Below are 23,487 nucleotides of genomic sequence, written 5' to 3'. Positions count from 1 at the left end.
TTGCTTCGAGCTGTTTTGACCCGTTTTAACCCTTTATAAATCCTATCGTTTATAATCTGCAAAAATTTATTTTTACCGGCCGGTATATAGTCGACTAAATAATTTAAGGACTTAATTTATGGCATTGCTTCACCTTCGCGACATTCAACTCAGTTTTGGTGCAGCTCCACTGCTCAACAAAATCAGTTTGCAAATTGAACCCAATGATCGAGTCTGTATTGTCGGGCGAAATGGTGAAGGCAAATCAACCCTTCTCAAAGTCATCGAAGGAGCCATTCAAGCCGATGATGGCAGCCGCATTTTGCAAGATGGCTTGCGCATTGCAAAACTACAACAGGAAGTGCCACATGACACTCACGGGTCAGTGTTCCACATTATTGCGCAAGGCTTGGGAGAGATTGCACCCTTGCTGGATAAATTCCACAAATTAAGCCTGAAGCTTCAATCCGACACCTCCGAAGAGACGCTCAACCACTTCACACAAATTCAGCAAGAAGTCGAGGCAAAAAATGGCTGGGAGTTGAATCAAAAAGTCGACACAGTCATCTCCAAACTCGGATTAGCGGCTGATGTCGAATTTTCAACCCTTTCCGGCGGTATGAAACGTCGAGTGTTACTTGCAAAAGCGCTTGTCCAAGAACCGGATATCTTACTGCTGGATGAGCCAACAAACCACTTGGATATTCCATCAATTCAATGGATGGAAGGTTTCTTAACTTCAATTCGATGCGCTTTGGTATTTATCACGCATGACCGTTCATTTTTACAAGCCATAGCAAACCGCATTGTCGAATTGGATCGAGGCAATCTTTCTAACTGGGAATGTGACTACCAAACTTATCTGCAACGAAAAACAGAATGGCTCGAGGCTGAGGCAAAGCAAAATGCCGAGTTTGACAAAAAACTGGCGCAAGAAGAGACTTGGATTCGCCAAGGAATCAAAGCCCGCAGAACGCGTAATGAAGGTCGTGTTCGGGCATTAGAAAAACTGCGTGAGGAACATAAAGCCCGTCGCAGTCAACAAGGTAAAGCCAACTTACAAACTAACACCGCTGCAACCTCTGGAAAACAAGTCATTGAAATTACCGGATTGACATTTAACTTCCCGAACAAGCCAATTGTGAGCGACCTTACAAGCGTGATTATGCGCGGTGATAAAGTTGGAATCATTGGCCAAAACGGCTGCGGTAAATCAACTCTCTTAAACCTACTACTTGGCAAACTTGAGCCGCAAGCTGGCAAAATCAAATTGGGCACCAATCTAAAAATTGCCTATTTTGACCAACACCGCGCACAACTTGATGAAAACTTGCCAGTGGTTGAAAGTGTCTTGGAAGAAAGCGACCATGTTGAAATCAATGGCCAACGTAAACACGTTATGGGCTATTTAGGAGATTTCTTATTTTCACCTGATCGCGCTCGCCAGCCGGTAAAAGCCCTTTCAGGAGGAGAAAGAAATCGCCTATTATTGGCTCGGGTATTTGCCAAACCCTCCAACCTGTTAATTCTCGATGAACCGACCAACGACTTGGATGTCGAAACACTTGAACTCTTAGAAGAGTTGCTCATGAACTACCCTGGTACCGTGTTAATTGTCAGTCACGACCGTGAGTTTCTGAACAATGTGTGTACAAGCTCCCTAGTGTTTGATGCGCCAGGTGATGTCAATGAATACGTCGGAGGCTATGACGACTGGCTTCGTCAACGCCCAGTCCGTTATCTTGAAACCGCAAAAGCGGATAAACCCGCTAATTCATCCAACAGTAAACCTTCACCGGCCGGAGGTAAACCGTCTACGGCACAAAAACCAGCAACCAGCACTCACAAGCCAAAGAAAAAACTCAGCTACAAAGACCAACGCGAATATGATGCTTTGCCTAAGTTATTGGAAGATTTGGAGGCCGAAATTGAAACTCTCAATGAAGAAATGACTCAACCGGACTTCTATTCAAAAGATCAAGAAACTGTGCAAGCAAAGTTGGCAGAATTGCAAGCCAAAGAGAATGAGTTAGAAGCCGCATTTGAACGTTGGGAAGAACTGGAATCAATGCTTGAATAAAGCTAAAACAGAGAATTTGACGAGTAAAATTCGTCAGTTAGAATCTGCCAAAAATACGACACTTAAATTTGGCACGGCTTATGCTAAATCCTGAATAAACCAAATATGAAAAATTCAATAGGAAAGTAATCATGAGCCGTTTTCAAATCATTAAACAAGTTTTTGAATCTCGTAAAAAAGACTTAATTAAGATCCAAGTCTTAGCCATTGAGGTGGCGATTTCCCAAGCAAACCAAAACACGCAACAAGAAGTTGCTAAGTAGCAAGAAACGCTACAACGATACCGACTGTGGCTCTCTTGAAGGCTTACCAAGCAGATACCCCTGGATATGCGTCGCGCCCGCTTCAAGCGAAGTGGCTTGCATCGCTTCATCTTCAATCCCTTCCATAACCAGTTGGTAATTTGCCTCAAGAATCATGCTCGCCGTCGATTGTACAATCTTACGAGTTTTTGAATCTCCTTCACATAACGCCAACACCAAACTTCTATCGAACTTGATAATATCAACCGGCATGTGTGCTAAATAACGAATAGATGAATAGCCACTACCAAAGTCATCTAAAGCGATTTTAAAGCCTTTTTCTCGTAACTCATTCAACACATCTTTTGCATACTCCATATGATCAACAAGCGAATTTTCGGTCACCTCAATCACCAGTTTATAGTCGTTTAAATAAGCCTCCATAGAATCAAACAGTGAGACGAACGCGGGCTGTAACAAAGTCTTTGCGGATACATTGACAGAAACCCCTGTGTTTTTGGGAATCACACCATTTTGCAAATCTTCGACGACCTTTTTAATAACCTGTTGGTCAAAGTCCACCTCTAAACGGCGGCGGTTAACGACACTAAAAATATCGTTTGGAAAAACCATGCTGCCATCTTCATCCTGCAAACGTACCAAGCTTTCATAATACATACCAGACGTCTGCATATTAACAATTGGTTGATAATGCATCGCAATTCCAACACCTGATTCTACCGCCTTCATTACGGTGGTAACGACTTGATTTGACACTAAACTTTGAGCTTCTCGATCAAGCAGTTGATGGTAAACCTGAATCTTATTTTGTGGCGACTGCTTTGCCTTATACATCGCAATATCAGCTTGTCTTGGCAAACTAGCGACATCATTATTTTCCTCGGGAACCGCTTGGCTGATACCCACACTAAAAGTCACCATCTCTTTAACCCCTAGCTGGGCGAAATTTGCATTTGCCAAAGCGGTTAAGCAAACCTGCGCAATCTGCTGAATTTCTTGCGCTGATTTATTCTGAATAATCACTGCAAATTCATCCCCACCAATACGATAGGCTGGCGACTCCAGTGGCAGATGATCTTGAATCGTTTTGGCCGTCAATCGAATGACTTCATCCCCAACTTCATGACCATATGTATCATTTAATGCTTTAAAGAAATCGCAGTCGAACAAAATAAATGTCGTAGAAATCGGATCTTTTGCATACTGATAAAGAACCCCATTCCAAGCTTCATCAAATGCGCGGCGATTATATATGTTTGTTAAGACATCACGACGTGCCTGATCCCAGACGATTTGATTTTGCTCATCAAGCTTAGCTTGAGCTCTATTTAAGTTTTGATGATACAAATAGATTGATTGCTTGAGCTGTTCAAATTCTTTTAAAAGGAATCGCTCTTCTGGAGGCTTGATCTCTCCACTTCGTTTTTGCAGACGTTCAATATAGAGCGACAACATTTGAATAGGAGAGTAAAACGCCAAATTGAAAATAAAGTACATCAAAATCGTGGCCATGGATAAAAACACAAACATGTCCATCATAAAACTTTTAATTAGCTCCCAAAGCTCATCACTTACAGGGTTTTGTACAGGCTTAAATTGGATAAGTTCCTGAATTTCGCGACTTGAAACCGATCCAGAACCATGAAGACGTATCGAAGTCTTTTCAATATGATAGAACGTGTTCTCTCGGAGGAGATAGTCGACAATATCAACCGACACACCGACATAACCAATCACGTTTCGGCTTCCACGTTGATAAATAGGTTCATAAATATTCAAATGCGGAGGGTTGTAATCCCGAAAGACAACCATGGATTGCAAATTGTCAATTGTCTGGGGAAGTGAGCTGTCATAACCTTTGGAAGGTGATGCTGGCATTAACAAAGTTTTTTCAGCGTTATAAAGTTCAAGATTAGAAAAAGACGGATGAAAATAACGACTCTCTTGCATTCGTTCGTCATGCCAGAAAAAATAATAACTTGGGTCTCGCAACTGCTGGAAAACCTCATCCCATTCAGAAATTTTGCGAAGCTTACTCTGCAAGTCATTCAATGAAAAGGTTAAAACTCGCTGCATTTCAAGAGCCGCCTGCTCCTGGTTTTTTTCCACCACAGCCTTTCGAATTTGCTCACCTTGATTATAGAGTTTAAAATTAATAATCAAGAGTCCCAAAATTGACAAGGTTAAAAAAACAGCAAAATAAAATCGAATCGGTCGAATGAGTCCTTCTGGAATTTTCAACGTAGTTCCTTCACTTCAGAAATTACTTAATGGATCATTGATCAATGAGTTTATGAATTGACTCAACCAGTCGATCTTGAAGATCAAATTCATATTCACTTGAAAAAAAATGATTAGCGCCTGCTACGATTACCAACTGGGTTGGTGTACTTCTCAAGTCATCGAGCCAATTTTGGCCAACACTTTGATAACGCTTATCTTTACCACCCATTATTGTCGTCGTCGGAATGCCAAGATTCTTCATTGACTCAATGACATAATCACGTGTCAAACGCACATAAGACAAATACGATTCAGGTGTCGACAAATAATCCCCTTGGCAAAATTTCAGATGATATTTGCGTAATTTTTTTTGGTTCGAAGCAACTGCATTTTTAGCAAATGTCATCTCATCACTTGATGTTCCCAATTCAGGACCACTCAAATAAAACATACTTGTGAATATACCAGACACCACAGATTTATCAGAGTAACGATTAAAATATTCTAGAACGTCTAAGCTACCACTTGAATGCCCAACCAAGATAATCTTTTCATGACCTTGTTTCTTCAACCATTGCACCCACGCATCAAGTTCAGCAACGTCCTCCTCTAGAGTATGAGTGTGGATTGCCTGGCATTTTACCGACTCTTTTCGCTGCTCAATTCCCAAAGTCAAAGTAGGGCTTAGCGTGGCCACGCCCACATCATTTAAGGCTTGACTCATTGCTTTCACCGTATGGAATTGATTTGTAGTCAAAAAACCATGGACAATCAAAGCAACCGGCTTGCGCGAATCGCCTTTTTTATACTCCGCTTGTGCCATCAAACCTAGAGAAGGAATCACATTAGTCACAGTCTCAGCTTGCACAGTGCTGATAGACAAAAACAAGACGAAAAAACTTGATAACAAAAAAGACTTAACAAAATTCGTACTAATCAGATCATTCACACCCCACCCCCTAGAAGTCTGTCAAATTAGTTTTCAACGACCCCTAACACTTCTCATTTTTAACGATGGTTTTTCCAGAATTGAATAGTTACTCATCAACCCAATACCTTCACCCTACTGAAAGTAACAGTTTTTTATAAACCGGTAAATTTTTTAAGGATATTACGACAACAAAAAATAATGTCCACTCAATAAATTTTATCAATGCCAAGACACACCACCTAAAACTATTGACAGTTGACATAATCTCTGAGTTTGTTAACATAAGGGACGTTTTTAACTACCCCAAAGATTTATTATCTTTTATTCAACTGCAATTACATTGCTGTCTTCTGCGTTTAGACGCACATTTTTAGACCGTCAAAATCGGTCAAGTCTATTCCCTAGGGCATTGCTCAGGATCAATCGAAAGACTCATGCCATGATCGATTTCATGGATACCAATGAGTTCTATACGTCTTTTGTATTTTTCAAAACTTATTTTGTTCGAGGTCAGTTTACGACCCAAATGCGATTGGTCAAAGATTCATCTTTAACCTTAGATTGTGATTATTATGGAGTCTGATACCGATAACTTAACGATTATTTATCGCCGTCCCACACTTGCAGATGGCATTCACATTCACCAATTGATCAAGAATTCTCCTCCACTGGATTTGAATTCCAGCTACCTCTATTTCTTGCAAAGCTCACACTTTGCAGACACGTGTGTAGTCGCAGAAAGAGATGGAGAAATTCTAGGCTTTGTCTCAGGGTACATGCGCCCCGACGCACCAACCGAACTGTTTGTTTGGCAGCTAGTGGTCGGCGAAAACGGTCGTGGGCAAGGCGTTGCTAAGGCACTGGTTCGCCAACAGATTACACAAGCAATAGAGCTACAAAGGCAACGTCAGTCAAAGCTATTAACCATAAGTTGCACCATTAGTCCAAGCAACCTTGCATCTCAAGGCGTCTTTAAAAGTTTGGGCAAATATTTTGGTTTACAGCTTGAAGTCTCAAAATTCCTGACCGAAGAACACTTTGTTGGCAGCGACCACGAAGCGGAAGATGAATACAAGCTTTTTGCACCGGCCGGTGAAACTTTAAACGACTTTTTACACGACAAACTTATGACTTAATTTAAGACAAGTCACACAACTAAATTCATAAAATCGTAATAAGAATTACAACTATTTTTATTACGTTTAACAATAATAAAAACACTACATTTACAAACGAGGACACTATGCCTTTAGAAATATTTAACACTTATGAATCCGAAGTTCGTGGTTACATTCGCTCTTTTCCAACCGTCTTTGAAAAATCGAAAAATGCGGAAATTTGGGACACCGAAGGAAAACGCTATATCGACTTTTTCGCTGGTGCTGGAGCGCTAAACTATGGCCACAACAACGAACACATTAACTCAGCCGTAATTAATTATCTGCAAAACGATGGTATCGGTCACGCTTTAGACATGGGAACAGTGGCGAAAAAAGACTTTATTGAAAGCTTTGTCACCAAAATTTTGCAGCCTCGTCACTTAAACTACAAGCTGCAGTTTGTTGGCCCAACGGGAACCAATGCCATTGAAACCGCTTTAAAAATTGCGCGTAAAGTCAAAGGTCGTAAACAGGTAATGAGTTTCACCAATGGTTTCCATGGCATGTCTATGGGGTCTCTGAGTATTACTGGGAACCAGTATTACCATGATGACAGCTATGGCGTTCCTGGCTACACCTATCAAGTGCCTTTCCATAATTACCTTGGCGATAAAGTCGATACAATTGCGTATCTTCGCAAAATTCTAGAAGACAACTCTTCGGGAACAGAATTGCCAGCAGCAATCGTATTAGAGACCATCCAAGCAGAAGGTGGCATTAACGTAGCGGATGCTGAATGGTTGAAAAAACTACGCAAAATCTGTGATGACTTTGACATCTTAATGATTGCCGATGACATTCAGGTTGGTAATGGCCGTTCAGGTGACTTCTTTAGCTTTGAACGTGCAGGCATTCAACCAGATATCGTAACGCTATCTAAATCGATTGGCGGTGGTCACCCGATGTCTTTAGTGCTTATGAAACCAGAGTTGGATAAATGGTCTCCGGGTGAACACTCTGGGACTTTCCGTGGAAATAACCTTGCCTTTGTGGCATCAACGACAGCCATCAATGAATATTGGTCTGATGATAGTTTCTCAAATGAAGTCAAAGCAAAATCGAAAATTATCGAAGAGCGTATGCAAGATTTGGCTTTAACGTTCCCACATCTTACTAAGGATGTGCGCGGTCTTGGTTTTATCTGGGGAATAGAATTCCGCGATGCTGAGCTTTGTGGAAATATCTGCTCTGAGTGCTTTGAAAACGGTCTTGTTATTGAAACCGCAGGTTCGGAAAGTAATGTCATTAAATTCTTAGGCCCTCTCGTCATCACCGAAGAGCTGATTCACGAAGGTTTTGATATTTTGAAAAATGCCATTGAAACTTGCAGTAATAAAGCAGACTACTAAGCAGTCTCACAAAAAACACTGAACAAACAAATCGATACACAACCTCATAAAGGCTTGCCATAAAGCCTTTATGAATCACAGTATGAAATTGTTTTATCCAATTTACCCGTTTAAGAAGATGATTTAAAAACTTTAGGACGAAAAATGATTGTAAGAAATTTATACGACGACATTATTGGCACAGACTCAGACGTAGATTCAAAACAGTGGACTAGCCGCCGCTTATTACTAGCCAAAGACGGTATGGGATTTTCTCTACACGATACCCTGATCAAAGCCGGTGAAGATTTACATCTTTGGTATAAAAACCACTTAGAAGCAGTGTACTGCATTGAGGGTGAAGGTCAGATTTACGACAAAGCCACCGGCATTACCCACGAAATTAAAGAAGGTACGGTTTACGCACTGGATCAACATGACCAACACATTCTAAGTGCCAACAAAGGTGTGCAAATGCGGATGGTTTGTGTTTTCAATCCACCGGTAACAGGTCGTGAGACGCATGACAAAGATGGCTCTTACAATCTGCCAGCCGAGTCGTAATACTCCCGACAATATTTTCACCGTTGCTTTTGAACTAAGGCTATTCACTCTGTCCTTAGTTTGAAAGACTCGCTACGCATTTAAGCAGACACGCCCCTCACCTTAAATCTCAAAATGACTGATAAACCATTCATGACAGATTGCACTGAACCGATGTTTGTATAGCTGTATTAAGCTCAAAACTCTTTTGGGCATAGCTTCTTTTTAATTGATTTTGCACGCCATCACAACAATAGGTTTTGTGAAAATTAATGAAACTAAGCATTCACAAGATTGCTGACAATCGGTAAAATAGCGCCCATTTTTTAATGGGTGCTCATTCAATGAGATTCCCTTTTTAAACAATTATTTACGAGACTGTACAAATCATGTCAAATTCAGAAAACTCCGCACCAGCTAACTTAAGTGTTGAAAAAATCGGTGGTACCTCAATGAGTGCCTATGAAGCGGTGCGTGACAATATTATTTTGTACCCAGAAACTCCATATAACCGAGCATTTGTTGTATCGGCTTATGGCGGCGTCACCAACCTTTTACTTGAACACAAAAAAACTGGCGAACCAGGTGTTTACGGTTTATTTGCGCGTGGTGACAATAACAGCGCCTGGCAAGAGTCACTTGAAACTCTTCGAGCGGAACTACTTAAAATTAACTCAGAGTTATTCTCAAACTCCGAGCAACTTAAGCACGCCAATGCATTTATTGACGAGCGTATCACTGATACCCGCGAAGTACTAATCAATCTGCATGATATTTGTAGCCACGGCCACTTTGAACTGAGTGAACACTTGCTCACTGTACGTGAACTTTTAGCGTCAATAGGAGAGGCTCATTCAGCCTACAATTTAGCCGAACTACTTAAAAATCATGGGGTTGATACCGCCTTTATCGACCTATCGGGCTGGGATAATAACGAAAAAATGCCACTCGATGAACACATTTTAAAAGCCTTTGCAGATATTGATTTCACAACGACTTTGCCAATTGTCACCGGTTATGCCCACTGTTCAGAAAACTTAATCTCGACTTTTGATCGCGGTTATTCTGAAATGACCTTTAGCCGTATTGCCGTGATGTTAAAGGCAGCCGAAGCCGTAATTCACAAAGAATTTCACCTATCATCAGCAGACCCTCGTCTAGTCGGTGAAGATAGCGCAGTGCCAATTGGGAAAACGAGCTATGACATTGCCGACCAACTGGCAAACTTAGGCATGGAAGCTATTCACCCTCGTGCTGGTAAAGGCTTGCGTCAAGCAAATATTCCACTGCGCATTATGAATACATTCGAGCCTGACCACCACGGAACACTGATTACCGCAGACTATAAATCAGAACAGCCAATGGTTGAAATCATCGCCGGCATGGAGCGCTTGATCGCCGTCGAGATTTTTGACCAAGAAATGGTGAATCAGGTCAATGACTATGAAATGCATATTCTAAAAATTACCAAACGCCTTCAGTGCCAAGTGGTTTCCAAAGACTTCAATGCCAATACCATCACTTTATACATTGATGGTTCTTTGAAAAAAGTAAGTCGTGCAACTAGCCAACTAAAAGAAGCTTTTCCATCAGCACAAATTACTACTAGCAAACTCTGCATGGTATCCGCAATGGGTTCAAATATGCGTGTTCAAGGATTATTGGCTCAAGCAACAAGCAGCTTGGCAGATAAAGGTATCAATATTGAAGCGATGCACCAAAATACGCGTCAGGTTGAAATGCAGATTTTTGTTGATGCCGATTGCTACCCCACCGCTGTCAAAGCCCTGCATGAAACTTTAATTGAAGTGCATAATCATGGCAACGCAATTGCCAAACATTAGGCTCAGTTACCTTTAACAGACCCTAAGATAAAATGATTTTTATCGACGCTTAAAAAAGCGACTTGGGCTTTTCCAAGTCGCTTTTTCTTCTTTTGGAGCATGACAATGCAACTCCCTCATTTTGAACCAAACAACTTAGTTTATGATCATCCGGATTTTGTAATTATCAATAAACCGGCCGGTATGAATTTTCATGGCAAGCAAACCCAAAACGGTTATATTTTAGGCGTCGCTGATTGGGCAGCAAAAGCTCTCAATATTGAAAAACTATGGTCGGTGCATCGACTCGACAAAATGACCTCTGGTTTGTTAATTTTTGCAAAAAGTTCTGAAGCGGCTGCGAAATTCAGTGAACTATTTCAAAACCACCAAATCCAGAAATATTATTTAGCACTTGCCAACCAAAAACCGAAAAAAAAACAGGGATGGATAAAAGGAGACATGGAGGCTGCGCGTCGTGGAAACTATAAATTATTGCCAACCAAGCATAACCCTGCAGTGACACAATTTATTTCTACCTCAATTCGCCCAAAACTACGGTTATTTCTTCTTAAACCGCACACTGGAAGAACCCATCAATTGCGAGTAGCATTGAAAAGTTTAGGCTCACCTATTCTAGGGGATAAGCGCTATCAAGAAGCCAAACAGGCTAGTGAGTTTGATCGTGGCTATCTACACGCTTTTGCATTGGAATTTGATTGGAACCATCAAGAAATTTCCGTCAACTGTCCCCCTTGCTTTGGAGAATATTTTGTACTTCCAGAAACTCAACAGCAAATTCATCAATGGTTACCGGCCGGTAATTGTTTTAAGGCAAGCAAATAACCCGTTAACTCTGGCATAATTTCAAGCATTACTTAAAAACAATTCTTCCCAAAACTTATTTTTCAAAATTTATAAACGCCGCCACCTAAATGTAATGTTATGCCACAGTCCACTCAATCGACAAATTTAAAAATCGGCTATGCTCTTCGCGACTATTTGCAAAAAGAGGGGTATGACCGACAAGCGTTAAGCAAAGACTTAATAGCCGGCTTTACAGTCGGGATTATGGCGATTCCGATTTCTATGGCCTTAGCCACGGGTATTGGTATTTCTCCAATTTACGGACTATACACCGCAATTGTTGCAGGTTTTTTTACCGCCCTGTTTGGCGGTTCTCGCTACAGTGTTGCTGGGCCGACATCCTCTTTTGTCATTTTACTGATTCCTGCTGCCGAGGCTTACGGTCTGTTTGGCGTGGTCTTTGTCTCATTCATCGGAGGCCTATTATTATTGCTCATTGCCTATTTCCGTTTTGGACGCTGGATTGAATACATACCGCAACCCATTACCTTGGGTTTTACCACCGGCATTGCCACATTAATTATTCTGTTACAGATGAAAGACTTTTTTGGCCTTCCACTTGACCAACTCCCCAGTAATTTTTGGGAACGACTTTTAATAATGGCACAAAACCTTACGGATGCTCACTGGCAAACCGCTACGATCGGTTTTGGAACCGCCATCTTCATGATTGTTTGGGCACAGATGAAATGGCGTTTCCCTGGACACCTTCCAGGATTAATCTTAGCCAGTATCCTTACCTATTACTGGAATCAGCAAGGGGCGCAAATTCTGACAGTTGGCGATTTGTTTGGTGAAATTCCACATGTTTTACCAAACTTTAAAGGCGACTGGCTTACAGAAAACCTATTAATCATGAGCTACCCAGAACTTTGGGAAATGCTCAAAATACTCTTACCTATGGCCTTTGTATTAGCTCTACTGGGTGCAATGGAATCTCTCTTTAGCGCAGTTGTACTTGACAACGAATCTGGTAATCGTCACTCACCGAACAGTGAGCTTTTCGGGCAAGGATTAGGCAATATATTTTCCTCTCTGTTTGGAGGTTTCGGTTCTACAGGAGGAATCGCTCGCTCTATCACCAACCTCAAGGCCGGCGCAGTTTCACCTATTGCCTCCATGTTTCACTCGGTGGTTGTCCTATTTGCCATTTTCTTCTTAGCGGATTTACTGGTGCATTTACCTATGCCAGCTATGTCGGCACTTTTGATATTAGTTGCATGGAAAATGAGCAACTTCTCCCGAGCGCTAGGATTAATGAAAAACATCGACAGCGACACCTGGGTTTATCTAAGCTGTTTCGCGATGATTTTACTGTTTGATGTGGTGACTGCTGTAATTGCCGGAATGGTATTAGCCTCAATTTTATTCGTCAAAGAAATCGCTGAAATGACCAAAGTACAAGACATCCATCTCAGCAAACGTTATCACAGCGAGTTGCTGCCTGAAGATTGGGGAATGTATCGCATTCAAGGACCTTTATTCTTTGCCGCTGCGGAACGGATTTTCGACGAGCTAGCTGGTGATCTAACCGACAAAAAAGGGATTATTTTGCAAATGGACTCCGTTACTATTCTCGACTCCGGAGGGCTCGCAGCTCTGCGTCGCTTCGCAAGTTTAGCGAATCAACATAACAAGGCTATCTATTTAAGTGAACTGCAATTCCAACCCCTCAAAACGTTAGCAAGATACGGTCTTGATAACTTTGAGGATAATTTCAAACTTTTTTCCAATCTTGATGAGGCAGAAATCACCGCGCAAGAACAAGAAAACCTTGACTCTCATGACACGACTCAGACAAATGCCAGAACAGAAAATACCGGCCGGTAAATCCTGAGTAAAAAATGACTCCGAACTGACAAGATGAATTTAAATGACAATGCCTCTCATTTGTGAGTAAAATAGCGGGTCATTTCGATGGAACAGATTCAAGGAAAACGGATATGAGTTGCCAAGAAAAAAATACCTACTCAACTTTTTGCCAAGGGCATAACGATGCAATGAAAGAACCAATGTTTTTTGGTCAAAACGTCAATGTTGCTCGCTATGATCAGCAGAAATTTCCATTCTTTGAAAAATTAATCGAGAAACAGCTTTCATTTTTTTGGCGCCCTGAAGAAGTTGATATTTCAACCGATCGTGCCCAATACCAACAACTTCCTGACAACGAACAACACGTGTTTGTCTCAAACCTAAAATACCAAACCCTCTTGGATTCGGTTCAAGGCCGTTCTCCTAACGTCGCTCTATTGCCGTTAGTTTCTCTGCCAGAGCTTGAAACCTGGATTGAGACTTGGGCATTTTCCGAGACAATTCACTCGCGTTCATACACACATATTATCCGCAATATCTTCACCAACCCTTCTGAAGTATTTGATGATATCGTCGATAACGAAGAAATTACCAAACGCGCATTGGCGGTAACCTCGCACTATGACGAATTGATTGCATTGACCAATAAAATGTATGCTGAAGCAATTGATTTGCAAAAAAATGATGCGTTCCGTAAACAAATCAAAACTCAGCTCTATCTCACACTGGTTTCGGTCAATGTATTAGAAGCCATTCGATTCTATGTCTCATTTGCTTGCTCATTTAGTTTTGCCGAACGCTCTCTGATGGAAGGTAACGCAAAAGTCATTAAATTGATTGCTCGCGATGAAGCGCTTCACCTGTCAGGCACACAAAACATGATGAATCTTATGGCGGACGGCAAAGATGATCCAGAAATGGCGATTATTGTCAAAGAACAAAAAGAAGCGACCATTGAAATTTTCCGCCAAGCAGCGGAACAAGAAAAGCAGTGGGCAGATTATCTGTTTAAAGACGGTTCAATGATTGGCCTAAATGCTTCAATTTTGAAAGACTATGTTGAGTACATCACCAATGTACGCATGAAAGCGGTTCGCCTTGACCCTATTTTCGAAAATAGAAGTAATCCATTGCCTTGGATGAATAACTGGTTGGTTTCAGATAATGTTCAAGTCGCACCACAAGAATCAGAAATCTCATCTTATTTGGTTGGTCAAGTCGACTCCAAAGTCGATAGCTCAGACTTTAGCGACTTTGATTTATAATCAAATCCATTAGGCTTAAAGACCAAGTCCTAGCAAACACGTTTTACTTGCTTAGCCTAAGATCGGGCTAAGCTACCACTCGATCCATTTTCATATTACTGTCATTAAAGCATTAAAAAACGTTCATTTCCTACCGGCCGGTAGTTTTTAAAATGGACAAATGAACCAAGATTACATTTTCGCCTTTCTGCGTCACGGCAGTTACCATCAAAAACCGAATGTACCTAGTGCATGGCAACCTTATGCATTAGATATTCATGGCATTGAACAAAGTCAGTTAGCAGCTCAAAAGATTATTGAATTTGCAAACAATCATGCACTCAATTTACCTGAAAAAATCTTCTGCTCAAATCTACTACGCGCATGGGAAACCGCTCGAGTCTTAGCCGAAAACTTCTCGACACCCCCAAATATTGAATCGGACTCAGCACTTAACGAACGCTCAGTTGGAGCATTGGCAAACCTAAGTGTGAAAGAAATCGATGAAATCCTACATTCGGACCCACGATTTGAACACCCAGGTTTTACTTGGAAATCCGACTCATATTATCGACTGCCTTTTGATGGTGCTGAGTCGCTCATGGACGCAGGAGAAAGAGTTGCTAACTTCATCCAACAGCAGCTCAGCAAGCCCGCTAACCACAGCCAACTTCAAATTTTTATCGGTCATGGCGCAAGTTTTCGCCATGCAGCACATTTAATGGGCATTTTAGAATTTGAGCAAATCAAGCAATACTCAATGCATTATGCCTCACCGATGTTTTTTAAATGGGATGCAGCGCAACAGAAGTTTCTGCATATGGCCGGCAATTGGAAAATCCGCCCTCATTTCACCCCCGAAACGGCAGACTTCACCGTCCACCGCAGTATCAGTGAAACACAGCTGACCTCAGAAATCATGCAATGGTTAGATTAAGGAGTTTTTCATGACAACTCACACATTACAAAACGATGCAAACATTGAAAATTTCCAAAACTGGATTCCTGAATCGACTCAAGATTTTGAACTTGAACATCTAATCAAGCCCAATAAAAAAGCCTATTTTTTTTGCGACTTACATGCTGATGCAAACGCGTTTTTACGCTCCCTGAAATTGAGCCAGTTAATCCATGCGCAAAGTGATTTGCAGAACATTACACTCACCGAAAACGCTAAGAAATCGCAAATTATTATTGGTGGTGACTGCTTTGACAAAGGCCCAAGCAATCTTAAACTATTCCAATTGTTAGCCAAATTGCGTGAAACAGGAATCGATTTGGTGCTATTAGCAGGGAATCATGATATCCGAGTATTAGCAGGGATGATTGCACTGGAACATACAGATGATATGCGCCAAGTGCATTTTATTGTGCGCATGGGTCGCAAAACCGTCGCTTTCTTTAAAGAAGTCTTTGATTATTACCAACTGAACCTACACCCCTGCCCTGTTACAAATGCTCAAGCGATTGAAAAACTAACGCCACCACAACAGTGGTTTGATTCATTTGCAGAGTTCTCAAAAAACACTTTGAATGAGAAACAATTAGCAAAAGAATTCAAACAGATTCGCAAAAAACAACGTGATATTTTTGATGCCTGCTTCGAGCTTGATATGGAGCCTAAACACCTATATCAAGCAATTAAATTCGCACAACAACTGTTTATTGAACCGGCCGGTGAATTTGCTTGGTTTTTTCAAGAACTGAAACTACTCCATCGAAGCGGAAACTATCTTTTCTGTCATGCAGGATTGGATGATGAAATCGCAGAATTATTCAGCGAATTACGTGATCCATGCGATGAATTAAATAATGTTTTTCAGCAAACCTTAATGGCAGGTAAGATTTTTGAAATTTACTATAGCTCTTATGGCAACGTTGTCCGCACTAAATACCGTGACAAAAATTTTGCCTTTACTCGCAAAGGTGCCAAAGCACTCAAAGAACAAGGGATTTATGCCATTGTAAATGGACATCGAAGTCATACTGATGGCCAAAAACTGTATCTTCGAGAAGGCATTTTGAACTTCGAATGTGACACCGAACTCAACCAAAACTGTCGAGCAAAAAGAGGACTTAACACTTTTGGCGAATCTGTTACTATATTTTCTCTTGATGGCTCGGTAAACGCCCTTTGTAACGACTTGCCGGCCCCTAAGCAATTTCGCCCGAGTGTTCAGTCTGCCTGAATAGGGTTCTGGGAGAGTAATATGGCCAAGAAAACAGAATATTTTGAGCACGAATCCTTGCAGGATAAAGAATCCGTTGTGAATTATTTGAACGCTTTATCCGAAGGTATTGTAAAGGGTGAAATTTTAATCTCTGATGAAGAAGACACGCAAATTTTAAACCCTCAAAACCTAACGTTAATGAGTATTCGTGCCAAAAAAGGCAAAAATGAGCAATCACTTCGTTTAAAGCTTGAATGGAAACAAAAAAATGACGAGGACGCTGATAATGCACCTCTGTTTATTAAAGCGAAGAAAGCCAAAAATACTTCCAAGAAAAAAACCAAAAAATAACGTCAAAATTTGCAACGTTTTATTTGATCGTTACTCTTTCATTCACAGGTCACATTCATGCACCAAATTTCTGCCATCTATGAAAGCTTGCGCTTCTTACTCATCGATCTGCAAAAACAGTTGCAGGCGATTACGGACGGCATCCAAGAATCAGACCTTTCATTATTTGAAAAAAGCCAACAGAGAATTGACTATATTGAGAATGCTCACGTCAATATACTCAACCGCTGTTTTAGTGCTGGTCGAGAGTTAGAGCCAAGCTTTCAGCCGCAAATTCAAGGCTATGAACACATTTCCTACAGTTTGAAGAACCTTTCCAGCCAATTGGAAGGATTGAGCTATGGCTTAAAAAAATGTCGTTCAATTAAACTCATTCAAAAAAAACGAATCTTGACAGCATTGGAGCTGCTAAATAATGGTTTATCCTTGATTGAACCAGCCATTGAAAGTGATGAATTATCTTTATCGATTGATTTATGCAAATTCCAAAGCCGCATTGAAAAACTTTGCGATCAACAAATTAAACGTTATCAAGATCGCTTAAAAACAGGACAAAATAGCCAAGCCCTAATGCAGAGTAGTTTTATTGTAAAAGATATTGAGGCCATGGCCGAAACACTCCTGAAAGTCGGCGAAGGCATTTTATCGGGCAAACTCGGTCAATTTATCCAAATTGATCGTTACCACACTCTGAGCGAAAGCCTGTCAAAAATCGATTATGACCTCGAAGACCCCGCCATTACCATTCACTCCATGGGCGAGACCAAATCCGGCTGTACAATTTCTGGAGTCACTTCAGCCAGCGAAGCTCAAGAAGAAATCTTGGCAATTTTCAAAGAGGGTCAAAAGGACAAGCTTCTAGAAGAAAAAATCGGTATTGAAAGCTGGCATGAGAAATTTCCTGGCATTGCACCCGAGGTGTATTCATACCAAAAACAAGGCGATAAAGCGGCGCTATTATTCGAATATTTAACAGGAAAAACATTTGAAAAACTGCTGCTCGAAGACCGAAAAACCCTCAAAAATGGTCTTAATCGACTATTTGAGACCTTAACTGATATTTGGCAAACAACAGAACAGACTCAAGGAATTCCCACCAGTTTTATGCCGCAGCTTCAAAAACGCTTGAAAAGCGTTTATGCGGTACATCCTGAATTTAACCTTTCTGGCAAAGGTCTTCGAATTGGATCAGCTCAACAAGCTTCGCTTGAAACACTCATAAAAAAAGCGGCTCAGCTAGAGAAAAAGATCAAACCTGCAAATGCCGTTTACATACATGGCGATTTTAATGTCGACAACATTTTGTATGACATTGAAAAAAACGACATCAGCTTTATTGATTTACACCGCTCGGAATATCACGATTTCACCCAAGATTTATCAGTATTAATGGTTTCTTTCTATCGTTTGAAAATCTACGACCCGAAAATCCGTAAAAGCATTCAACTTTCCATGGAAGCCATCTATGACTTTGGGGCACATTACGCAGAACAACATCAAGACCATGACTATGCCAAACGCATGGCACTCGGACTTTCACGCTCCTTCATAAGCTCAACACGCTTTGTACTAGATAAAAAACACGCCAAGTCGATGCTTTTTAAAGGGCGATATTTGCTGGAACAACTGATTAATCTTACAGAAGAGCAACAAAAACACTATCAGCTACCAAAGGAACTTTTAAGTGACTAGTTTAAAAATAGGCGTTGTCGGTATACCTGGAAAATGGTCAACCGAAGTATTAGCCGATGAAATCGAGGCGAAAACCGGTTTTCGATGCGTCATAGACATTGAAAAGGTTGTTGCCGATTTATCAACTCCGGCAGTCACCTTTGAAGACGAATGTCTCTGCAAACTCGATGCTATTATCATTAAAAAAATTTCTCAAACTTACAGTCCCATGGTAATCGACCGTTTGGAAATTCTACGTTTTGTAGAATCTTGCGGTGTCAAAATCTATTCCAAACCCTCTGAAATCATTCGGCTAGTTGACCGCATGAGTTGTACCGTATCTTTGGCAAAAGCCAAAATCCCAATGCCTAAAACTCTGATTACAGAAGATATGGATGCCGCTATTTCAGCAGTGAAAGCCTTTGGCGAAGTGGTTTTAAAACCACTCTTCTCCACCAAAGCACGAGGCATGCAGGTGATAAGTTCGGATCAAAACGATAAAAAAATTCGTCAAGCTTTACAAGAATTCTACGACACCCATCAGTTCTTCTATATTCAGCAAAAACTAAAACTTCCTGGTCACGATATGGGTGTCGTATTTTTAAATGGCGAATACCAGGGAACTTATGCCCGTGTTGGCAATGGTGAAAGTTGGAACACCACCATTAATTCGGGTGGAAAATACGCTAAAGTTGAACCCAGTGATGAAATCATTCAAATGGCGCACAGAGCCCAAGCTCAATTTGATTTGACCTACACGACTGTTGATATTGCCGAAACAGAACTAGGGCCTGTCTGTTTTGAAGTGTCGGCATTTGGTGGTTTTAAAGGTGCAAAAGAAGGTCTTGGCATTGACATGGCCAAGGCCTACGTAGACCATGTTATCCAAGATCTTCAAACGACTAAAAACATTGTGGAATAACGACTGGATGACCTCAAACCCAAACATACAAAAAAAACTGACCAAACTTATCTGTGAAACAAAAGGCTCTGCAACTCAGAGCCTTTATTTTGAGTTACCAAATGCTTGTTATCATCTAAAAACTAACAGTGAAGCACTGATGGCTGAACTTGCCCGCTATTTTGGCAAGCTTGTCACACAAACACCTACAAACAGAGTTCATCAGACATTTGAACTGAATGAAACCCAACAGCAATTAGAATTAATTGAACAAATACCTTGGGTAGACTGGACTCGAGAAGCGGGAAAGAGTGGTCGCAAAGATGCAATTTTTGATTTGGACTACCAAGGACAAACTGTTCGTCTGTTACACAAAGTCAAAACCGACATGCTCTTTGTGCAACCTGCAATTGGCAAAACAAACGATCATCAACCACCTGCAATGGCCTTTGGCCCAGCCGAGTCGCATCCAAATCAAATCATCAACTTTATTTTGACCCAGTACCTAAATCAGCACTTACGTCAAAATTGGTTGTTAGGACACGCGGCCGCACTTCAAATCAATAACAAAGGAATTGCAGTCGCAGGGCTATCTGGTGGTGGCAAGTCAACCTTAATGTTACATCTACTGGAATCTGGGCAGCACTTTATTAGTAACGACCGGGTTTTGATTAGTCCCAATATAACCGGCCGGTTAACTTTGCGAGGGATTCCCAAACAACCCCGTATCAATCCAGGAACCATTGTTCATAATCCAAGACTTCATTCGTTAATGAGTGATGCACAACGCCAAGTGTTTTTAGCACTTCCTACTGAAGAGCTGCGTGCACTTGAACACAAATTTGATGCCCCTGTTGATGAAATTTTTTGGGAAAATTGCTACCAGCCGGAAACGACTTTAGATGCAATGATTATCTTGAATTGGAAACCCGTTACTAAGGAACCTACCCAGTTAAAAATAACGTCACTGACGGAATCACCTTACTTATTACCGGCGCTAATGAAAAGTCCGGGGCCGTTTTACAGTGATGCACATGGCAACTTCCTAAAAAACGGCGTTATTCCAACGGAAAGCGATTATCTAAAGTATCTTTCCAAAGTTCCGGTGTTGGAGCTCAATGGTAAGGTTGATTTTTCAAAAGCCAAGCAATTAGTTTTGCAAGCCATTGAAACACTCTAAATAACTTTTCAAATATACTTGGGCAAAAAAACCTTTTGCCCAGTTTCAGTGGTCAGTTGCTGCAGTTGCATTTGCAATCCCTCTCCCAGGACCGAGTCAGTGAAAACATCATCAGGTCTACCCTGAGCAAAAACCTCTCCGTTTTTTAATAACATCACCTCATCCGCCAACTGCATTGCTAAAGGGAGTTCATGCACAACCATAATGACACCCAGCCCTGCTTCAGCCCATGTACGCAAAAGCGATGCAAAGCACTGCTGATGGGCAATATCTAAACCCGAATTCCATTCATCCAAAAACAACCAGCGCCCTGAAAAATCAGGAGTTGACTGCTCATCGAACTCAAGCGGCCAAATCTGAGCAATTGCTCGGGCGATTTGCACACGTTGGAATTCACCACCCGACAGACTTAACACCGAACGCTCTGCAAACGACAGTAAGTCGCAGGTTCGTAAAATTTGCCGCAAACGTTGTTCAAAGTCTACCGGCCGGTGATACGTATCCAATAACTCACTACTAAACTGAACTTCAAGCCCTAAACTGACAAACTGGCACACAGTGAAATCAAATGCCAGAGAAGACTTCTGTTCAACAACCGCTCGTTCAATAGCCAAAGATTGAAGACTCTTTTGTTCCAAAGGCTTTCCATTCCATAAAACATTTCCTTGGAAACCTTCAATTTCTCTGGATAACACTTTCAATAATGTTGATTTACCGGCCCCATTCTGACCAAGAATGACATGAATTTTGCCTCCCTGAAATTCAGAATCTATTTGCGCTAAAAGCATCCGTTGCGCGTTTTTATCACTCACCACGTAACTTAAATTTTCACAACGAATGCTCATGCTGAAAACCTACCATGACGACGTTTTAATAGCATCCATAAAAAGAAAGGAGCCCCTAAAAAAGCCATAAGTAGACCAATAGGCAACTCCAAAGGATAAATCAAAACCCTTGCAAACCAATCAGCTAGTACCAACAACAACGCACCCGCCAGAGCGCTTAAAGGCAAAACCCAACGATGATCTGCACCCACCCACAAGCGAACGATATGAGGCACAACTAAACCGACAAAGCCAATCACTCCGACAAAAGCGACTGCTGAACTCACCATCAAAGCACTGAAAAAAATCACCTGCCATTTAAACCTTTGAGTGTTATACCCCATAAAACGTGCGCTACTTTCACCCAGCACAAAAGCATTCATATCTCGTACCATTCGCCATAGAAAAATAGTCGAAACGGCTACCACAACAGAAACCCAAGCAACAGAAGACCAAGATAAGTTGGCTAAAGACCCCATTAACCAAAAAGTGACATTTCGCAGTTCAATTAAATCCGCAATACTCATCATCATTTGAGTGCCAGCACCCATTAAAGCATTCACAGCGACGCCGGCTAACAGCATTAAGGCGACATCTGTCTGCCCAGAACGCTCCGCTAAACGATAAATTAACAGTGTTGAAGCAATCCCAAACACAAACGCTGACATTGCGACTTGCCAGTGCGAGACCTGACTCCAAAGCGCACCACCAATGACCATTATCATCACCGCGCCAAATGCAGCACTGCTTGAAACGCCAATCAATCCCGGTTCGGCAAGTGGGTTTCGAAACAACGCTTGAAGCGCAACACCTGCCACCGCTAACCCTGCGCCCACAATCATGGCAATCACCGTTCGTGGCAGACGTAATTCATACAAAACAAATAACTGAGATTCAGAAAACCCCTGTTGCAACCCTAGACTAAATGCTTGGTATCCAAACCCTTCATACCCCACTACCAGATGAATAAACACTGCTGGAATGCAAAGCAACAGCAAAACACCAAAATGACGCTTAGGGAAATTGCTTGAAGTACTTAACTGCAATGACTTTGTATTAGAATCGGCCGAATGCATTAGAGTTTATCGAGTTCTGTGCGAGATTTATGTTCAGCCGAAAAATGCTCCTTCACTTCAGTATCAAGTTTTGAGCTTCTTGAACTTTCAAATTCAGAACCATTCGCGTCTTTTACTTCGACCTTCTCTTTGCGTTGTTTTGTCTGTTTTCCTAAAGTCAGATGATCACTTAAGGTGGCAACGACGGCTCCATTCCAAATGACAATAAACCAAACCGAATAGAGCCAAAGAAGAAATAATGGCACTGCAGCAAAAGCCCCATAAATCAAATCATAGGTTGGGAAAAGTTTTACGTAAGTTGCAAACCCTATTTTCAAAATTTCCATCTGCACCATAGCCAAAAAGCCACCGACAAATGCCGCTTTGGTCGAAACTTTACAAGCTGGCACAAACTTAAATAGCAGGCTAAAACCCAGCCAAGCCAATAACACAGGTAAGATTTTCAAACCAAAGAGAAGTTTTTCAATTAACGGCGTCGTATCACTCACCATAGGCAAAGCCAAAATTGCTGAACTCACCACCAAGCTCAACCCCAATAAAATTGGACCTAAAAGACTGACACCCATGTAATGCAGGATACTCACCCACCAGCGACGCTTTCGACTTTGAGGCCATAAATCATTCAGCTTTTGATCCACTTTCCATAGAAGCATTAGAGTTGTTAAGAACATCACCACTAAACCAGGGCCTTTTAAGTTGGTTGCCTGCACCGAAAACGCCAAGAGATATTCCTGAATCACAGGCTGAGAACTCGGCATTAAGTTGGTAACCACTTGATCCATCACCAAACTCTCAAAGGCTTCAAAATAACTCGACACCGAAAACAACGCTAACATCACAGCGAGCATAGGCACAATACCAACCAGAGAGGTGTAGGCTAAAATCGCAACGGCGTCCGTGCCTTTTTGATTTTTAAAACGCACTGCGCAACGTAACCAAAAACGCCAATGGCCAATAATTTTTAAAGCAGAAGTGCTTGGTAAGTTTGGGGAATCAGTCATAGTCAAAGCAACATTTGATGTTTAAGGTGGATGTTTAAGGTTTTTAGGTCATTACCAAT

The 23,487-nt window shown here is 41.4% G+C and carries 20 protein-coding genes; 15 read left to right on the top strand and 5 right to left on the bottom strand.

Annotated features, from left to right (window positions below; translation table 11 throughout):
- Positions 1-118 precede the first annotated feature (118 nt).
- Positions 119-2,059 (top strand): ATP-binding cassette domain-containing protein, encoded by a 1,941-nt coding sequence (locus tag D9T12_RS02975; protein ID WP_130536782.1) that lies wholly within the window; start codon positions 119-121, stop codon positions 2,057-2,059.
- Positions 2,060-2,190: 131 nt separating this feature from the next.
- The gene (locus tag D9T12_RS12530; RefSeq protein WP_276318994.1) at positions 2,191-2,322 is read left to right on the top strand and encodes a hypothetical protein; all 132 of its coding nucleotides are present in this window, start codon (positions 2,191-2,193) and stop codon (positions 2,320-2,322) included.
- Positions 2,323-2,331: 9 nt separating this feature from the next.
- Here D9T12_RS12530 and D9T12_RS02970 read toward each other — a convergent pair whose 3' ends face one another.
- Both D9T12_RS02970 and D9T12_RS02965 read right to left on the bottom strand, forming a co-directional pair.
- Complete coding sequence (locus D9T12_RS02970; RefSeq protein ID WP_130536781.1) at positions 2,332-4,563, bottom strand: putative bifunctional diguanylate cyclase/phosphodiesterase; 2,232 nt, start codon at positions 4,561-4,563, stop codon at positions 2,332-2,334.
- Positions 4,564-4,597: 34 nt separating this feature from the next.
- The gene (locus tag D9T12_RS02965; protein ID WP_130536780.1) at positions 4,598-5,494 is read right to left on the bottom strand and encodes an alpha/beta hydrolase; all 897 of its coding nucleotides are present in this window, start codon (positions 5,492-5,494) and stop codon (positions 4,598-4,600) included.
- A gap of 554 nt (positions 5,495-6,048) precedes the next feature.
- Here D9T12_RS02965 and ectA point away from each other — a divergent pair.
- The 13 genes from ectA to D9T12_RS02900 all read left to right on the top strand — a co-directional run bounded on the left by ectA (position 6,049) and on the right by D9T12_RS02900 (position 20,527).
- Entirely contained in the window at positions 6,049-6,612 is a 564-nt protein-coding gene (gene ectA / locus D9T12_RS02960; protein WP_130536779.1) for a diaminobutyrate acetyltransferase, read from the top strand.
- A 107-nt stretch (positions 6,613-6,719) separates the two neighbouring features.
- Entirely contained in the window at positions 6,720-7,985 is a 1,266-nt protein-coding gene (gene ectB, locus D9T12_RS02955) for a diaminobutyrate--2-oxoglutarate transaminase (protein ID WP_130536778.1), read from the top strand.
- A 144-nt stretch (positions 7,986-8,129) separates the two neighbouring features.
- A complete protein-coding gene (locus D9T12_RS02950; protein ID WP_130536777.1) occupies positions 8,130-8,528 on the top strand; it encodes an ectoine synthase in 399 nt (132 codons plus the stop codon).
- Between the two features lie 368 nt (positions 8,529-8,896).
- Entirely contained in the window at positions 8,897-10,351 is a 1,455-nt protein-coding gene (locus tag D9T12_RS02945; protein WP_130536776.1) for an aspartate kinase, read from the top strand.
- Positions 10,352-10,456: 105 nt separating this feature from the next.
- Complete coding sequence (locus D9T12_RS02940) at positions 10,457-11,176, top strand: TIGR01621 family pseudouridine synthase (RefSeq protein ID WP_130536775.1); 720 nt, start codon at positions 10,457-10,459, stop codon at positions 11,174-11,176.
- Positions 11,177-11,275: 99 nt separating this feature from the next.
- Entirely contained in the window at positions 11,276-13,027 is a 1,752-nt protein-coding gene (gene dauA / locus D9T12_RS02935; protein WP_130536774.1) for a C4-dicarboxylic acid transporter DauA, read from the top strand.
- Positions 13,028-13,140: 113 nt separating this feature from the next.
- On the top strand, positions 13,141-14,274 hold the full coding sequence (nrdB, locus tag D9T12_RS02930; RefSeq protein ID WP_130536773.1) for a class Ia ribonucleoside-diphosphate reductase subunit beta: 1,134 nt from the start codon (positions 13,141-13,143) through the stop codon (positions 14,272-14,274).
- 160 nt (positions 14,275-14,434) lie between these two features.
- Entirely contained in the window at positions 14,435-15,190 is a 756-nt protein-coding gene (locus tag D9T12_RS02925) for a histidine phosphatase family protein (protein ID WP_130536772.1), read from the top strand.
- A gap of 10 nt (positions 15,191-15,200) precedes the next feature.
- Complete coding sequence (locus D9T12_RS02920) at positions 15,201-16,442, top strand: metallophosphoesterase (RefSeq protein ID WP_130536771.1); 1,242 nt, start codon at positions 15,201-15,203, stop codon at positions 16,440-16,442.
- Positions 16,443-16,463: 21 nt separating this feature from the next.
- Positions 16,464-16,775, top strand: a complete 312-nt coding sequence (locus tag D9T12_RS02915) for an amphi-Trp domain-containing protein (protein ID WP_130536770.1) — start codon at positions 16,464-16,466, stop codon at positions 16,773-16,775.
- Positions 16,776-16,832: 57 nt separating this feature from the next.
- Positions 16,833-18,467: a phosphotransferase gene (locus D9T12_RS02910; protein WP_130536769.1), complete on the top strand. Its 1,635-nt coding sequence runs from the start codon at positions 16,833-16,835 to the stop codon at positions 18,465-18,467.
- On the top strand, positions 18,460-19,368 hold the full coding sequence (locus D9T12_RS02905; RefSeq protein ID WP_130536768.1) for a GAK system ATP-grasp enzyme: 909 nt from the start codon (positions 18,460-18,462) through the stop codon (positions 19,366-19,368). Before D9T12_RS02910 ends, D9T12_RS02905 begins: the two co-directional genes overlap by 8 nt.
- Positions 19,325-20,527, top strand: coding sequence for an HprK-related kinase B (locus D9T12_RS02900; RefSeq protein WP_130536767.1), 1,203 nt, complete (start codon positions 19,325-19,327; stop codon positions 20,525-20,527). Before D9T12_RS02905 ends, D9T12_RS02900 begins: the two co-directional genes overlap by 44 nt.
- An 8-nt stretch (positions 20,528-20,535) precedes the next feature.
- Here the strand turns inward: D9T12_RS02900 and D9T12_RS02895 are convergent, their stop codons facing one another.
- The 3 genes from D9T12_RS02895 to D9T12_RS02885 are packed head-to-tail and all read right to left on the bottom strand — an operon-like array spanning position 20,536 to position 23,428.
- Entirely contained in the window at positions 20,536-21,372 is an 837-nt protein-coding gene (locus tag D9T12_RS02895; protein ID WP_130536766.1) for a heme ABC transporter ATP-binding protein, read from the bottom strand.
- The gene (locus tag D9T12_RS02890; protein ID WP_130536765.1) at positions 21,369-22,427 is read right to left on the bottom strand and encodes a FecCD family ABC transporter permease; all 1,059 of its coding nucleotides are present in this window, start codon (positions 22,425-22,427) and stop codon (positions 21,369-21,371) included. Before D9T12_RS02890 ends, D9T12_RS02895 begins: the two co-directional genes overlap by 4 nt.
- Positions 22,427-23,428 (bottom strand): YihY family inner membrane protein, encoded by a 1,002-nt coding sequence (locus tag D9T12_RS02885; RefSeq protein ID WP_130536764.1) that lies wholly within the window; start codon positions 23,426-23,428, stop codon positions 22,427-22,429. The genes D9T12_RS02890 and D9T12_RS02885 overlap by 1 nt, the downstream gene beginning before the upstream one ends.
- Positions 23,429-23,487 lie beyond the last annotated feature (59 nt).

The sequence above is a fragment of the Thiomicrorhabdus indica genome, from assembly GCF_004293625.1.
GTDB classification, from domain to species: Bacteria; Pseudomonadota; Gammaproteobacteria; order Thiomicrospirales; family Thiomicrospiraceae; genus Thiomicrorhabdus; species Thiomicrorhabdus indica.
This window is presented reverse-complemented; position numbering and strand designations above follow the sequence as displayed.

What these genes read in the sequence shown, in the direction of transcription:
- D9T12_RS02975 (WP_130536782.1), top strand. Translation starts at nt 119, where the DNA reads ATGGCATTGCTTCACCTTCGCGACATTCAACTCAGTTTTGGTGCAGCT.
- D9T12_RS12530 (WP_276318994.1), top strand. Translation starts at nt 2,191, where the DNA reads ATGAGCCGTTTTCAAATCATTAAACAAGTTTTTGAATCTCGTAAAAAA.
- ectA (WP_130536779.1), top strand. Translation starts at nt 6,049, where the DNA reads ATGGAGTCTGATACCGATAACTTAACGATTATTTATCGCCGTCCCACA.
- ectB (WP_130536778.1), top strand. Translation starts at nt 6,720, where the DNA reads ATGCCTTTAGAAATATTTAACACTTATGAATCCGAAGTTCGTGGTTAC.
- D9T12_RS02950 (WP_130536777.1), top strand. Translation starts at nt 8,130, where the DNA reads ATGATTGTAAGAAATTTATACGACGACATTATTGGCACAGACTCAGAC.
- D9T12_RS02945 (WP_130536776.1), top strand. Translation starts at nt 8,897, where the DNA reads ATGTCAAATTCAGAAAACTCCGCACCAGCTAACTTAAGTGTTGAAAAA.
- D9T12_RS02940 (WP_130536775.1), top strand. Translation starts at nt 10,457, where the DNA reads ATGCAACTCCCTCATTTTGAACCAAACAACTTAGTTTATGATCATCCG.
- dauA (WP_130536774.1), top strand. Translation starts at nt 11,276, where the DNA reads ATGCCACAGTCCACTCAATCGACAAATTTAAAAATCGGCTATGCTCTT.
- nrdB (WP_130536773.1), top strand. Translation starts at nt 13,141, where the DNA reads ATGAGTTGCCAAGAAAAAAATACCTACTCAACTTTTTGCCAAGGGCAT.
- D9T12_RS02925 (WP_130536772.1), top strand. Translation starts at nt 14,435, where the DNA reads ATGAACCAAGATTACATTTTCGCCTTTCTGCGTCACGGCAGTTACCAT.
- D9T12_RS02920 (WP_130536771.1), top strand. Translation starts at nt 15,201, where the DNA reads ATGACAACTCACACATTACAAAACGATGCAAACATTGAAAATTTCCAA.
- D9T12_RS02915 (WP_130536770.1), top strand. Translation starts at nt 16,464, where the DNA reads ATGGCCAAGAAAACAGAATATTTTGAGCACGAATCCTTGCAGGATAAA.
- D9T12_RS02910 (WP_130536769.1), top strand. Translation starts at nt 16,833, where the DNA reads ATGCACCAAATTTCTGCCATCTATGAAAGCTTGCGCTTCTTACTCATC.
- D9T12_RS02900 (WP_130536767.1), top strand. Translation starts at nt 19,325, where the DNA reads ATGTTATCCAAGATCTTCAAACGACTAAAAACATTGTGGAATAACGAC.
- D9T12_RS02895 (WP_130536766.1), bottom strand. Translation starts at nt 21,372, where the DNA reads ATGAGCATTCGTTGTGAAAATTTAAGTTACGTGGTGAGTGATAAAAAC.
- D9T12_RS02890 (WP_130536765.1), bottom strand. Translation starts at nt 22,427, where the DNA reads ATGCATTCGGCCGATTCTAATACAAAGTCATTGCAGTTAAGTACTTCA.
- D9T12_RS02885 (WP_130536764.1), bottom strand. Translation starts at nt 23,428, where the DNA reads ATGACTGATTCCCCAAACTTACCAAGCACTTCTGCTTTAAAAATTATT.